The following is a 12,707-nucleotide window of genomic DNA, read 5'->3' as shown; positions in this document are numbered from 1 at the left end:
GGTAATAAAATTACTCAGGTGGTAATGATGCCCGCGACACCAAAAACCCACAAACGCAAATCAACGCAATATAAGCCTCTTACAGCGATGCAGGAGGCTTACTGCCAGTCCTACATTAAGACACCAGAAAACCAGTCTCAGGCAGCGATAGACGCAGGGTATTCGCCTAATACGGCGGCGGTCAAAGCCAGCGTGATGATGCGCGACGAAAGAATCCAGAAACGAATCGCCGAACTGATGGAGGAGCGCAACAAGCGAAACCGCGTCAGCGCTGATTACGTCCTCATGCGCCTGGTGGAGATCGACCAGATGGATGTGCTGGATATCCTGAACGATGACGGCAGCCTGAAACCGATCCGCGATTGGCCTAAAATCTGGCGTACCACGCTCAGCGGGTTCGACCTGTCCTCAACCATCATGAACATGAAAGAGGATTCGATAGAGACCATCCTCAAAAAAATCAAATGGCCGGACAAGGTGAAGAACCTCGAGCTGATTGGTAAGCACGTCGACGTCAACGCGTTCAAAGAGCGCCTGGAAATCGACGTAAGAATGACCATAGCAGACAAGATGGCCAAGGCTCGGGCTCGCGTTAAGAAACAGGCTGGTGGTGAAGAATGACAGCAGCAGCCATGTCGCCAGAAGAGCAGCTCGTCGAGGATATTGCCTCGTTCACGTATGACCCGCTGGGCTATGCGCTTTATGCGTTCCCGTGGGGCGAAGATGGCACAGAGCTGGCGCACGCCACCGGGCCGCGTAAGTGGCAAGCGGAGGGATTCCGCGAGATACGGGATCACCTTCAGAACCCAACCACTCGTTACCAGCCTATCATGATCGCCCGCGCATCAGGTCATGGCGTGGGGAAATCTGCATTCATTTCGATGCTGATTAAATGGGGAATGGATACCTGCGAGGACTGCAAGGTGGTGGTGACCGCCAACACCGACAACCAGCTCCGCACCAAGACCTGGCCGGAAATCATAAAGTGGTCGAATCTGGCTATCACGAAAGAGTGGTTCACCTGCACCGCCACGGCGATGTACAGCAACGATCCGGGCCACGATAAACGCTGGCGCGCTGACGCAATCCCGTGGTCTGAGCACAACACCGAAGCGTTCGCTGGCCTGCACAACGAGCGCAAGCGCATCATCGTGGTATTCGACGAAGCATCCAACATTGCAGATCTGGTGTGGGAGGTAGCAGAGGGCGCGCTGACGGACGAAGACACTGAAATCATCTGGGTGGCGTTCGGGAACCCGACGCGTAACACTGGCCGTTTCCGCGAATGCTTCCGAAAATATAAACACCGCTGGAAGTGTGCGCAGATTGACAGCCGTACCGTAGAAGGCACGAACAAACAGCAACTCCAGAAATGGGTGGACGACTACGGCGAGGACAGCGACTTCGTGAAGGTCCGTGTGCGTGGGATCTTCCCTGACGCGTCCGAACTCCAGTTTATCCCGACAGGGCTCACTGACGAGGCGATGAAGCGCGTGGTGACCGCCGGGCAGGTGGCGCACGCTCCGGTGATTATCGGCGTCGACCCGGCTTATTCCGGCGTGGATGACGCGGTGATATACCTGCGTCAGGGTCTGCACAGCAAAGTGCTATGGACCGGCAACAAGACCACTGACGATCTGATTATGGCGAAGCGTATCGCCGACTTTGAAGATCAGTACCAGGCTGATGCGGTGTTTATCGACTTTGGCTACGGTACCGGGCTGAAGTCAATCGGTGACGGCTGGGGCCGGACGTGGCAGTTAATTCCGTTCGGCGGCGGCTCTACTGACCCGCAGATGCTCAACAAGCGCGGCGAGATGTTCAACAGCTGCAAGACGTGGCTGAAGCTCGGCGGTGCGCTGGACGACCAGGAGACGGCGGACGACCTGTCTGCGGCAGAGTACAAAGTCAGGGTAGACGGCAAGATCGTCATTGAGCCGAAGGAAGATATAAAAGAGCGCTTAGGCCGCTCTCCGGGCAAAGGTGACGCGCTGCTGCTGACGTTTGCTTTCCCTGTTACGAAACGCCTGCGCATTCCCGGGCAGGAGAACCAGCAGGGGAAAGCGGTCACAGATTACGACCCGTGGAAATAACAAAGCCCGCGCATCGGCGGGCTGATTGTGACATGTCACGGCATTAAAAGCCGTCGAATTCGTCTTTCACTGTTGGCTCAACTTCTCTTTCAAAGCGTAACCCATTAGCGGCCACAGCTCGTTCTCTGCATTCGTCAGAGCAATCTGTTTACCGATCGCCTCATTGTCGTTTTCAGCTGAGACTGCACATGATGGCTTTCCGGTAACCGCAAAGCCATTCTTTGTCGTAATGATCGCCCAGCGCAGAACCTGCCCGGTAACAGAAACGTGCTTAACGATTTCAGTGTGAGCAATGTTTGCGATCATGTCGTCTCGCGTAACGCGCGGCGCGGTTAAGCCTTTGGCCTGAATTTCCTGCTCAATAGCCATGCAGGATGGTGCTGGGGATGCTGTTGATACCATGGTTGCTTACCTCAGAAAGTAATTTTATCGAATGCGGCGTTGATGGCTTTGGCATCCTGAACAGCACCTCGCTCATCAAGTACAGCTCTTTTACTAAGCACTTCAGCCAGGCATTGCAATTTGGTGTGATAGAGATTCTCGCGGCGGATCTCTTCGGCAGGAGATTGTTTCTGAACATTAACGACTGTCTGATTCATGATTTTCACCTTAAAAAAATGCCCGGACGAACCGGGCTAACTGGAAGCAAAGGACTACGGAGTGCCTTCCTTGGCGGGTGATGCAGGGTTTACAGCGCAACGTCATCGGAATGGCGTTCTGCTGTAAAAAGGGCGGTGGTCAGAAGTGGGAGCAACTGCCACCGCCAAAGCTACACGCATTGCCTGGTACTGCCGTATCACGGTCCTAAGGCGTGATTGGGTTGTGGTGGCCGGTGCTGATCTCCGGCATTCTCCACCCTTAGTCAGTCAGTTTTTCCGCTCGAGTCCGGAAGGAGATAGAAACTGTCGACGCTAAATTCGCGCATCAGCCTGCGCATTCACCACAACATTGAGAGCACTGCGCCTGTATCGGTTAGCGTCACGGGATTAACCGGTCACCCCAATGCTCTCATCGTTGTATCCTCGTCTCTTCCGAGGTGTCACACCGTATCGCCACGATGGTGAGTCGTCATGTCGTGCATACCGATAACACTGACTTGCACATTCCGGGAACCCGCTCGGGGATAAGGAACACCAAGGAACCCCGCCGGACCGCTACGACACATGTGCCAGATGCCGTACTGCTCACACCTGGAAGCGCACTCACCAGTTTTGATTTAGCGACAAGACCTCACAGAACCAATATCAAAGTGCGCTTTCATGTTGTGTTACCTGAAGGGTAATAATTGCAGTCCATTATGTCAATACACTACGTAAAATAATCCGTATATGGTTAAATTGGTAATAATTTAATCGTGTGTGAGGTTATCGCTATGTGTATCGGCAGCAAGCCATCAGTGCCAGCGGCACCAGAAGTTCAGGCCGCACCTCAGGAGCAGGACGCCGCTGTGGTCAGTGCGCGCGATGATGAAGAGCGCCGCCGCCGTGCTGCCGCCGGTCGTAACTCGACCATGCTCACCGGTGCCCAGGGCGACACTTCCGCCGCCAATACCAGCGGTAAAACGCTGCTCGGTCAGTAACGGAGCGCGCAGAGATGGTGGAAACCGAAAAAGAGCGGCTGCTGAAGCAGCTCGCACAGCTGAAGAATGAGCGCACATCGTTCGAGCCGCACTGGCGCGACCTGAGCGACTTTATCAATCCGCGCGGTTCCCGCTTCCTGACGTCTGATGTTAACCGTGACGATCGCCGCAACACCAAAATTGTTGACCCTACCGGTTCACTCGCTCAGCGCATTCTCGCCAGCGGCATGATGTCCGGCATCACCAGCCCTGCGCGCCCGTGGTTCAAGCTGGCAACGCCTGACCCTGACATGATGGATTACGGCCCGGTTAAGGTCTGGCTGGAAGTCGTGCAGCGCCGCATGAACGAAGTGTTCAACAAGTCGAATCTTTATCAGTCTCTGCCCGTCATGTACGCCAGTCTGGGTACTTTCGGTACTGCCGCTATGGCTGTTCTGGAAGATGACCAGGACGTGATCCGCACAATGCCATTCCCGATTGGCAGCTACTACCTGGCTAACAGCCCGCGTGGCAGCGTCGACACATCCTTCCGTCAGTTCTCCATGACCGTGCGCCAGCTCGTGCAAGAGTTTGGCCTGGACAATGTCAGCGCGTCCGTGAAGAGCCAGTGGGAAAGCGGCTCGTATGAAAACTGGATCGAAGTAAACCACTGCATCACGCCAAACATCAACCGCGACAGCGGGAGGATGGACAGCAAGAACAAGCCGTATCGTTCTGTCTATTTCGAGACAGGAGGCGACTCCGACAAGCTGCTGCGTGAATCCGGCTTCGATGAATTCCCGATTCTGGCGCCGCGCTGGGAAGTTAACGGCGAGGACGTTTACGCATCCTCCTGCCCTGGCATGCTGGCACTCGGACAGGTTAAAGCGCTTCAGGTTGAGCAGAAACGTAAAGCTCAGCTGATCGACAAAGCCACTAACCCGCCGATGGTCGCGCCGGCGTCGCTGAAAAATCAGCGCGTTTCTCTGCTGCCTGGTGACGTGACCTATCTCGATGTGCTGAGCGGTCAGGACGGTTTCAAACCTGCGTACCTGGTAAATCCGAATACCGCCGACCTGCTGGCCGACATTCAGGATACCCGCCAGACCATCAACAGCGCCTACTTTGTCGACCTCTTCATGATGCTGCAAAACATCAACACCCGCTCAATGCCGGTGGAAGCAGTGATCGAGATGAAAGAAGAGAAACTGCTGATGCTCGGCCCGGTGCTGGAACGCCTGAACGACGAAGCGCTCAATCCGCTTATCGACCGCGTGTTCTCCATCATGGCGCGCAAGAACATGCTTCCGCCACCTCCTGACGTTATGCAGGGCATGCCGCTGCGCATCGAATACATCTCCGTTATGGCGCAGGCGCAGAAATCTATCGGGCTCACCAGCCTGTCGCAGACCGTTGGGTTTATCGGCCAGCTCGCACAGTTCAAACCTGAAGCGCTCGACAAGCTCGACGTGGATCAGGCAATTGACGCGTTCTCCGAAATGTCCGGCGTATCGCCAACCGTCATCGTTCCGCAGGAGCAGGTGCAGGGCATTCGTGAAGAGCGCGCCAAGCAACAGCAGGCAGCTCAGGCGCTGGCAATGGGTCAGGCCGTAGCGCAGGGCGCGAAGACGCTCAGCGATACGCAAACCGCAGATCCAAGCGCACTGACAGCAATCACTAACGCAGCAGGAGCGGCGCAGCAATGACTGACTTTGACGAAGAAGAACTGCGCATTCAGAACGAGCGGAAGAAGCACGATCTGGAGCAGCGCGAAAAGGACGACATCAAGTTCGTCATGGATAGCGAACAGGGCCGCCGCGTCGTGTGGAGAGTGCTGGAGAGTGGGCGCGTATTCGCCGCCATACCGCCGATGGATGCCCTGGCAATGGCTTTCAACGAAGGGCAGCGCAATCTGGCTCTGGAGCTATTCCAGCGCGTCATGACGCACTGCCCCGATCAGTATCTGAAGATGGCCGCAGAGGCCAGTGAACAGGAGTAACCATGAATTTATTTGAACGTTTGCTGCATCGCCGTCTTTGCAATGAGCAACCTGCTGATGGTGGCACTGCACCTGCACCGTCTGAGCAATCTGCACCTGCTGCCGATGCTCCAGCACCTGCAGGCGAGCCAGCGAAACCAGAAGGCGATAAGCCACAGTCTGGCGCTGAAGGTGACAAGCCTCAGGAAGACAAACCCGCTGATGGTGAAAAGCCAGCGGAGGAGTCGGATGACGAAAAGCAGAAGCAGGAAGGTGCGCCGGAGAAATACGAATTTACCGCTGGTGAAGGCGTAGAGCTGGATACCGAAGCGCTGAAGGACTTCGAACCCGTTGCCCGTGATCTGAACCTGACCAACGAGCAGGCGCAAAAGCTGGTGGACGCATATCCAAAAATTCTGGCCGGTGTGCAGCAGCGTCAGGCAGAAGCCTGGCAGAAGCAGACCGAAGGCTGGGCAGAGACCGTGAAGGCAGACAAGGAGATCGGCGGCGACAAACTGACCGCAAACCTCAGTGCTGCGCAGCGTGCACTCGACCAGTTCGGCACGCCGGAACTGAAAGAATATCTGAACGCTACCGGGCTTGGTAACCATCCAGACCTGGTTAAAACGTTCGTGAAGATCGGTAAAGCCATGTCGGAAGACGGCATGGTCGATGGCAGTAATCAAGGCCAGCGTAGTGCGGCCGAAGTGCTTTATGGCTAATAAGAGAGGATATAACCATGGCTGTTAAAGGCGTAAATGCGCTGACGCTGGCTGACTGGGCTAAGCGTACTGATCCAAACGGAAAGGTCGATAAGATTGTCGAACTTCTTTCCCAGACCAACGAAATCCTGACGGATATGATGTTCGTAGAGGGTAACCTTCCAACTGGTCACCGTACCACCGTTCGCTCGGGGCTCCCGCAGCCTACCTGGCGTTTGCTGAACTACGGTGTGCAACCGACAAAATCAACTACCGTACAGGTCACTGACACTGTCGGCATGCTGGAGGCTTATGCGGAAGTAGATAAGTCACTGGCAGATCTTAACGGTAACACTGCTGAATTCCGCCTGTCTGAAGATCGTGCATTCCTCGAAGGAATGAACCAGCAGATGGCTCAGACCCTGTTCTACGGCGACACCAGTGTGAATCCGCAGCAGTTCATGGGCCTGTCATCCCGCTACTCCAGCAAATCCGCAGGCAACGGCCAGAACATCATTGATGCTGGCGGCACCGGTACAGATAACACCTCTATCTGGCTGGTGGTCTGGGGTGAAAACACTGTGCACGGCATCTTCCCTAAAGGGCAGAAGGCTGGTTTGCAGACTCAGAACCTCGGCGAGCAGACGCTTACCGATGCCAATGGCGGCAAATACCAGGGTTACCGCACCCATTATAAGTGGGATAACGGCCTGGCTCTCCGTGACTGGCGCTACGTTGTGCGCATCGCCAACATCGATGTGAGCGATCTGTCAGTACCAGGTTCAGCTGCAAATATCGTCAGCCTGATGGTTAAAGCGCTGCACCGCGTCCCTAACCTGAAAATGGGCCGCGCGGTGTTCTACATGAACCGTACCGTTGCCCAGGCGCTGGATCTGCAATCTCTGGATAAAGCCTCTCTGGCTCTGTCCGTAAAAGAGACTGAAGGCGAATTCTGGACCACGTTCCGTGGCATCCCAATCCGTGAAACCGATGCGATTCTCGAAACAGAAGCGCGCGTTGTTTAACGCCTGTCATTAACTGATGGGCCTTAACCGGCCCATAAATGGAGAAAGAAAATGATCCTCGACAAACTGTTGATGTTCTCCGAGAAGCAGGCGGTTACAGCTTCTGCTGCTTCTACGGACGTGATTGACCTCGGCCCTATCGACGGCACCCGCCGCGATATCGGCGTTGGTTATCCGCTGGAGTTCTGGGCAACCGTTGACACCACTGCAACCGCTGCTGGTGCTGCGACCCTCAACGTTCAGTTGCAGACCAGCCCTGACAACTCCACCTGGACCACTATCTACGACAGCGGTGCTCTGGCGCTGTCTGCACTGACAGTTGGCAAACGCCTGTTCTCAACCAAAGTTCCGGCGGGCGTCCAGCGTTATCTGCGCGTTAACTATTCAGTCGGCACCGGTCCGCTGACTGCTGGCGCGTTCACCTCGGGCATTAATCTGGATGTTGACAACAACACTCCTTATTACCCGATCCGTTCCAAAGTGACTGGCTAAGGTGATGGCAATGGAAAAAGCAAAATACCGCGTCCTGCGCTTATCCCATATTCATAACAACCTCTGGCCTGAAGGCTCAGAAATTGAATATGACGGCGAGCCAGGATCTGCGCTGGAGCCGATCAACGCAGCGGCGAAGGCGGCAAAGAAGAAGGCAGATAAGAAGGCAGATAAGAAGCGCGGAATCGTGCCGGTTGACTCTCAGCCTGAACCACAGGATGAAGATGATGGCCAGGAAGATACCGGCGGTAAAGATGCCAATACCTTCAGTGAAGATGAAGCCGCGCTACGCCAGCAGTACGAAGAACTTTTCAACAAGAAACCTGGCAACATGAATGTTGAAACGATCAAAGAGCGTATTGCGGAAGAACGGCAAAAACTGGGCGTCTAAGCCTCGCTAATAAAACAAGGGGCTTCGGCCCCTTTATTGCAGGAGTCCGCTATGGAACTGGTAAACCTCAAAACTGGAACTGACACCTATCAGGATGAGGATGGTAAAACCCAGACTCGCGATGATTATCCATGGGGCCTTTGCATTGAGCTGAACAACGAGACGCTCGCCAAGCTCAAGGCAACGCCACAATCCGCTGGTACTGAAGTGATGATCACCGCGAAAGCCATAATTCGTTCCACCTCTACCCGAGAAACGGAAGATGGCATGCAGCATAACGCCAGCTTGCAGATTACTGACATGGCACTCAGCCCGGTATCTGGTGAGCAGCCCAAAACTGCCGCCCAAACTCTCTACGGCGGGGAGGATGATTAATGGCCTCCGTTATCGAGATCTGTAACCGCGCGCTGAGCAATATCGGGAACAGCCGCAGCATTAACAGCCTGACCGAGGCCAGCAAAGAAGCCGGGCAGTGCTCCCTGCATTTCGATTCCTGCCGCGATGCTGCGCTGGCGGACTTCGACTGGAACTTTGCCACCAAACGCCTGGCGCTGGCCGATACCAACAATCCGCCGCCGGACTGGGCTTATTCCTACCAGTATCCGACTGACTGCCTGCGCATCACCGAAATTATGGTGCCCGGCATACGTAATCCCACGGCGGCCATGCGCATCAACTATGAGGTTGGGGCTGATACCGACGGCACCGGAAAGCTGATCTACACCGATCAGCCTCAGGCATGGCTGAAGTATATCGCGCGCGTCACCGACGTGAACATGTTCGATGCAATCTTCATGGAAGCGCTGTCCTGGCGTCTGGCCGCCGCCATCAATATGCCGCTGACCGGCAGCGCAGATCTCGGTAACAACGCACTGACCATGTACCGCAGCGTCATCCTGAGCGCTGGCTCGCACAGCCAGAACGAATCCCAGGAGCCGCAGCCGCCAGTTGATGAGTTCACCGCAGCGAGGTTGTCATAATGGCTTTCAGTTGGATTCAGCCGAGCTTTGCCGGCGGTGAAATTGGCCCGTCGCTGTACGGGCGCATCGATATGTCGAAGTATCAGGTGGCGCTGCGCAAGTGCGACAACTTTATTGTCCGTCAGTATGGCGGGGTGGAGAATCGCCCGGGCACGCGCTTCGTCGGCGAAGCCAAATATCCGACGCGAAAATGCCGCCTTATCCCTTTCCAGTTCTCGACCGTCCAGACTTATGCGCTGGAGTTCGGGCACAACTATATGCGCGTCATCAAAAACGGCGCGTATGTGCTGAACAGCAGCAATGTGATCTACGAACTGGCGATGCCGTATGCTGAGACTGACCTGTTCCGCATCAAATTCACGCAGAGCGCAGACGTGCTTACGCTGGTTCACCCGGCCTATCCGCCGAAGGAGTTGCGCCGTTACGCGCACGACAACTGGCAGATCGTTGATGTCACCACCAAAAACGGACCGTTCGAAGATATCAACGTTGACGAGTCAGTGAAGGTATACGCCAGCGCCAGCACCGGTACTATTACGCTGACGGCAAGCTCCGCCATATTCGGATCTGAGCAGGTAGGTAAATTGTTTTACCTCGAACAGCCTGCGGTTGATTCCGTTCCCGTATGGGAGACCAGCAAGACCACCGCTATCAACGATGTACGCCGCGCCGACAGCAACTACTACCGTGCCAATACTTCCGGCAAGACCGGGGCCCTGCGGCCTTCTCACACGGAAGGCATGTCCTGGGATGGATGGGGCGGAACCGGGGATAGTGATACCGGAATCCAGTGGGAATACCTGCACAGCGGTTTCGGCATTGCGCGCATTACAGCCGTAGCCAGCGACGGCCTGACAGCCACTGCTACGGTGGTGAGCTATATCCCGTCGCAGGTTGTCGGATCGGCTAATGGCAGCTACAAGTGGGCACGGTACGCATGGAACAGTGTCAACGGCTACCCGAGCACGGTTGTTTACTATCAGCAGCGCCTGTATTTCGCCGCGTCCACCGCGTACCCACAAACGATCTGGGCGAGCCGGACCGGTGACTATAAAGACTTCGGCAAGAATAACCCTATTCAGGATGACGATCGCATCATCTACACCTACGCCGGGCGACAGGTGAATGAGATACGCCATCTTATCGACGTCGGCAACCTGGTCGCGCTGACATCCGGCGGGGAATATACGATATCCGGAGACCAGAATAAGGTCCTCACGCCGTCGGCGTTTTCGTTCAGCTCGCAGGGAAACAACGGCTCCAGCAATGTGCCGCCGATCGCGGTGGCAAACATCGCGCTGTTCATCCAGGAGAAGGGGAGCGTGGTCCGTGATCTGGCTTACTCCTTCGACGTGGACGGATACCAGGGCACTGACCTGACCATACTGGCAAACCACCTGTTCCAGAAGCGCAGCATTGTCGACTGGTCATTCTGCATCGTGCCGTACAGCAGCGCGTTCTGCATCCGCGATGACGGCAAACTGCTGGTGCTGACCTATCTGCGCGACCAACAGGTATTTGCCTGGGCACCGCAGTCCAGCACTGGAAAGTACGAAAGCACCTGCTCCATCAGCGAAGGAAGCGAGGACGCTGTTTACTTCGTGGTTAACCGCACCATCAACGGACAGACGAAACGTTACATAGAGCGCCTGTCCAGCCGCCTGTTTACCAGTGATGAAGATGCGTTCTTTGTCGATTGCGGACTGAGCTATGACGGACGCAATACCTCAACACGTACTATGACCATCAGCGGCGGCAGTGGTGACTGGAGCTATCAGGTTGACTACCCGGTGACGATAAGCGGCGGGGCGTATTTCGTGGGCACTGACGTTGGCGCTCAGATCCAGTTCCCGTACTCAGAAACGGATCCTGATACCGGCGAAGTGGTGGCGAAAGAATTGCGTGGCGACATTATCTCCGTAACGAGTAATACCGCCGTGGTTGTGCGCTTCAACCGTAACGTACCCGCGGTACTGCGCACTGCGGCCACAACTAACTGGCAGATGGCCCGCCAGACTTTCAGCGGTCTGTCACACCTCGAAGGCCAGACAGTCAACATCCTCTCCGATGCCAGCGTAGAGCCACAGAAAACCGTAACCGGTGGTGCTGTCACGCTGGAATCACCGGGCGCAGTGGTGCATATCGGGCTGCCGATCACCGCTGAATTCGAAACGCTGGACATCAATATCAACGGGCAGGAAACGCTGCTGGATAAAAAGCAGGTGATCCCCACTGTGACGATGGTGGTCAACGCCAGCCGCGGCATCTGGGCAACCACTCCGGGCGGAGAATGGTACGAGTATCCTCAGCGTGAGTTTGAGTTCTACGACGATCCGGTTGATGACGCTACCGGGAAGGTGGAAGTGAAGCTCGACAGCAACTGGGATAAGAACGGACGCGTTAAGGTGCGCCAGCTCGACCCACTGCCGCTTTCTGTTCTGGCGGTCCTGCCGCGCATGACGGTCGGGGGATTCTGATGATTAAAGCTCAGATCGTACCGGCAACCCAGGAACATATCGAAGCTATGCTCCCGCATGTCCGCCAGGCTGACGTTGATGAATTTATGGCGACAAACGGATGGAGCCCGCGCCGCGTTCTGGAAACCGGTCTGCGCACGTCAACTTTCGCCTGCGCCGGGCTTATCAACGGGGAAGGGGTGACCATCTTCGGCGTGGCCCCGGCATCAATGATCGGCGGCAACGGTATCCCGTGGCTGGTGGGCACCGATGCGCTGGAGAAATACCAACGCACTTTCCTGCGCCGCTGCGGGAAAGTGGTCAATGCAATGCTGGCTGTTTACCCGTATCTTGAAAACTATGTAGATGCCCGCAACCACACAGCGCGTATCTGGCTGCACTGGCTGGGATTCACCATTGAAGAACCACAGCCGTACGGCGCTCACGGTCTTCTGTTTCATCGCTTCCACATGGAGAAAAAATAATGTGCGAACCCACCACAATCTTAGCCGGTGCGACTCTCGCAGCAGGCGCGCTGTCAGCTTACAACCAGTATGAGACAGGGAAATATTCTGCCGCTGTTGCTGAGCAGAATGCGGATGTGGCAGAAGCTCAGGCGCAGGACTCGATTAACCGTGGCAATGCCCAGGCCGAGGAAGTGCGCCGCCGTAATCGCCAGGCAGCCGGCACCCAGGCTGCAACCATGGGGGCCACCGGGGCAGACCTCTCAACCGGTAATGCTCTGGATATCTTCGGAGATACCGCTCAGTTCGGCACGCTGGATGCTCTGACGACCGTTAACAACGCCCAGCGCGAGGCTTACGGCTATCAGGTGCAGTCCGCCAACTATGACGCCCAGGCGGTATCCGCGCGTAAGCAGGGGAATATGGGGGCGATGACAACGCTGCTCACAACGCCGCTACAGGCTTACGGAGCCTATCAAATGGCTGGTGGGACGTGGTCGCCATTCTCACAGAAGGCCGCACCTATCAGCGCAGCCGTCGGCACGCCAACCGGTCGATAAGGAGATATC

16 protein-coding genes are annotated in these 12,707 nt (G+C 55.9%); 14 read left to right on the top strand and 2 right to left on the bottom strand.

From position 1 onward, the window contains the following. Positions 1-24 precede the first annotated feature (24 nt). Both DBR02_RS03180 and DBR02_RS03175 read left to right on the top strand, forming a co-directional pair. On the top strand, positions 25-621 hold the full coding sequence (locus DBR02_RS03180; RefSeq protein ID WP_233157679.1) for a terminase small subunit: 597 nt from the start codon (positions 25-27) through the stop codon (positions 619-621). Continuing rightward, the gene (locus DBR02_RS03175; RefSeq protein ID WP_107533499.1) at positions 618-2,093 is read left to right on the top strand and encodes a terminase; all 1,476 of its coding nucleotides are present in this window, start codon (positions 618-620) and stop codon (positions 2,091-2,093) included. The genes DBR02_RS03180 and DBR02_RS03175 overlap by 4 nt, the downstream gene beginning before the upstream one ends. 66 nt (positions 2,094-2,159) lie before the next feature. Here DBR02_RS03175 and DBR02_RS03170 read toward each other — a convergent pair whose 3' ends face one another. After that, complete coding sequence (locus DBR02_RS03170) at positions 2,160-2,462, bottom strand: Gp49 family protein (RefSeq protein ID WP_063162238.1); 303 nt, start codon at positions 2,460-2,462, stop codon at positions 2,160-2,162. 44 nt (positions 2,463-2,506) lie between these two features. Further along, the gene (locus DBR02_RS03165) at positions 2,507-2,692 is read right to left on the bottom strand and encodes a hypothetical protein (RefSeq protein WP_107533498.1); all 186 of its coding nucleotides are present in this window, start codon (positions 2,690-2,692) and stop codon (positions 2,507-2,509) included. Between the two features lie 773 nt (positions 2,693-3,465). Here DBR02_RS03165 and DBR02_RS03160 point away from each other — a divergent pair. Genes DBR02_RS03160 through DBR02_RS03105 form a run of 12 tightly spaced genes read left to right on the top strand, consistent with a single transcriptional unit; the run spans position 3,466 to position 12,698 of the window. Beyond that, complete coding sequence (locus DBR02_RS03160; RefSeq protein ID WP_032636549.1) at positions 3,466-3,672, top strand: hypothetical protein; 207 nt, start codon at positions 3,466-3,468, stop codon at positions 3,670-3,672. Between the two features lie 14 nt (positions 3,673-3,686). Then, positions 3,687-5,357 carry a portal protein gene (locus DBR02_RS03155; protein WP_107533497.1) on the top strand — a complete coding sequence of 557 codons (1,671 nt, stop codon included), beginning with the start codon at positions 3,687-3,689 and terminating at the stop codon, positions 5,355-5,357. After that, on the top strand, positions 5,354-5,650 hold the full coding sequence (locus tag DBR02_RS03150) for a Bbp19 family protein (RefSeq protein ID WP_032636545.1): 297 nt from the start codon (positions 5,354-5,356) through the stop codon (positions 5,648-5,650). The genes DBR02_RS03155 and DBR02_RS03150 overlap by 4 nt, the downstream gene beginning before the upstream one ends. A 2-nt stretch (positions 5,651-5,652) precedes the next feature. Continuing rightward, positions 5,653-6,351, top strand: a complete 699-nt coding sequence (locus DBR02_RS03145; RefSeq protein WP_063928596.1) for a peptidase — start codon at positions 5,653-5,655, stop codon at positions 6,349-6,351. 17 nt (positions 6,352-6,368) lie between these two features. After that, a complete protein-coding gene (locus tag DBR02_RS03140; RefSeq protein ID WP_045342886.1) occupies positions 6,369-7,355 on the top strand; it encodes a major capsid protein in 987 nt (328 codons plus the stop codon). Positions 7,356-7,406: 51 nt separating this feature from the next. Continuing rightward, entirely contained in the window at positions 7,407-7,847 is a 441-nt protein-coding gene (locus DBR02_RS03135) for a Bbp16 family capsid cement protein (protein ID WP_032634949.1), read from the top strand. 4 nt (positions 7,848-7,851) lie between these two features. Beyond that, the gene (locus tag DBR02_RS03130) at positions 7,852-8,238 is read left to right on the top strand and encodes a hypothetical protein (RefSeq protein ID WP_063921810.1); all 387 of its coding nucleotides are present in this window, start codon (positions 7,852-7,854) and stop codon (positions 8,236-8,238) included. A gap of 51 nt (positions 8,239-8,289) precedes the next feature. Continuing rightward, positions 8,290-8,613, top strand: a complete 324-nt coding sequence (gene gp10 / locus DBR02_RS03125; protein ID WP_045342894.1) for a capsid staple protein — start codon at positions 8,290-8,292, stop codon at positions 8,611-8,613. Next, positions 8,613-9,218 carry a hypothetical protein gene (locus tag DBR02_RS03120; RefSeq protein ID WP_040117947.1) on the top strand — a complete coding sequence of 202 codons (606 nt, stop codon included), beginning with the start codon at positions 8,613-8,615 and terminating at the stop codon, positions 9,216-9,218. The genes gp10 and DBR02_RS03120 overlap by 1 nt, the downstream gene beginning before the upstream one ends. Continuing rightward, positions 9,218-11,695 carry a hypothetical protein gene (locus tag DBR02_RS03115; RefSeq protein WP_107533496.1) on the top strand — a complete coding sequence of 826 codons (2,478 nt, stop codon included), beginning with the start codon at positions 9,218-9,220 and terminating at the stop codon, positions 11,693-11,695. Before DBR02_RS03120 ends, DBR02_RS03115 begins: the two co-directional genes overlap by 1 nt. After that, the gene (locus DBR02_RS03110; RefSeq protein WP_107533495.1) at positions 11,695-12,159 is read left to right on the top strand and encodes a hypothetical protein; all 465 of its coding nucleotides are present in this window, start codon (positions 11,695-11,697) and stop codon (positions 12,157-12,159) included. Before DBR02_RS03115 ends, DBR02_RS03110 begins: the two co-directional genes overlap by 1 nt. Continuing rightward, the gene (locus DBR02_RS03105) at positions 12,159-12,698 is read left to right on the top strand and encodes a virion core protein, T7 gp14 family (protein ID WP_032671835.1); all 540 of its coding nucleotides are present in this window, start codon (positions 12,159-12,161) and stop codon (positions 12,696-12,698) included. The genes DBR02_RS03110 and DBR02_RS03105 overlap by 1 nt, the downstream gene beginning before the upstream one ends. The last annotated feature ends 9 nt before the right edge of the window (positions 12,699-12,707 follow it).

This window comes from Enterobacter cloacae complex sp., from assembly GCF_900322725.1.
Lineage (GTDB): Bacteria > Pseudomonadota > Gammaproteobacteria > Enterobacterales > Enterobacteriaceae > Enterobacter > Enterobacter quasihormaechei.
The sequence above is the reverse complement of the archived record's forward strand: the minus strand, read 5'-3'. Positions and strand labels throughout refer to the sequence as shown.

Coding starts and splice junctions, on each gene's coding strand:
- DBR02_RS03180 (WP_233157679.1), top strand. CDS start 25: ATGATGCCCGCGACACCAAAAACCCACAAACGCAAATCAACGCAATAT.
- DBR02_RS03175 (WP_107533499.1), top strand. CDS start 618: ATGACAGCAGCAGCCATGTCGCCAGAAGAGCAGCTCGTCGAGGATATT.
- DBR02_RS03170 (WP_063162238.1), bottom strand. CDS start 2,462: ATGGCTATTGAGCAGGAAATTCAGGCCAAAGGCTTAACCGCGCCGCGC.
- DBR02_RS03165 (WP_107533498.1), bottom strand. CDS start 2,692: ATGAATCAGACAGTCGTTAATGTTCAGAAACAATCTCCTGCCGAAGAG.
- DBR02_RS03160 (WP_032636549.1), top strand. CDS start 3,466: ATGTGTATCGGCAGCAAGCCATCAGTGCCAGCGGCACCAGAAGTTCAG.
- DBR02_RS03155 (WP_107533497.1), top strand. CDS start 3,687: ATGGTGGAAACCGAAAAAGAGCGGCTGCTGAAGCAGCTCGCACAGCTG.
- DBR02_RS03150 (WP_032636545.1), top strand. CDS start 5,354: ATGACTGACTTTGACGAAGAAGAACTGCGCATTCAGAACGAGCGGAAG.
- DBR02_RS03145 (WP_063928596.1), top strand. CDS start 5,653: ATGAATTTATTTGAACGTTTGCTGCATCGCCGTCTTTGCAATGAGCAA.
- DBR02_RS03140 (WP_045342886.1), top strand. CDS start 6,369: ATGGCTGTTAAAGGCGTAAATGCGCTGACGCTGGCTGACTGGGCTAAG.
- DBR02_RS03135 (WP_032634949.1), top strand. CDS start 7,407: ATGATCCTCGACAAACTGTTGATGTTCTCCGAGAAGCAGGCGGTTACA.
- DBR02_RS03130 (WP_063921810.1), top strand. CDS start 7,852: ATGGCAATGGAAAAAGCAAAATACCGCGTCCTGCGCTTATCCCATATT.
- gp10 (WP_045342894.1), top strand. CDS start 8,290: ATGGAACTGGTAAACCTCAAAACTGGAACTGACACCTATCAGGATGAG.
- DBR02_RS03120 (WP_040117947.1), top strand. CDS start 8,613: ATGGCCTCCGTTATCGAGATCTGTAACCGCGCGCTGAGCAATATCGGG.
- DBR02_RS03115 (WP_107533496.1), top strand. CDS start 9,218: ATGGCTTTCAGTTGGATTCAGCCGAGCTTTGCCGGCGGTGAAATTGGC.
- DBR02_RS03110 (WP_107533495.1), top strand. CDS start 11,695: ATGATTAAAGCTCAGATCGTACCGGCAACCCAGGAACATATCGAAGCT.
- DBR02_RS03105 (WP_032671835.1), top strand. CDS start 12,159: ATGTGCGAACCCACCACAATCTTAGCCGGTGCGACTCTCGCAGCAGGC.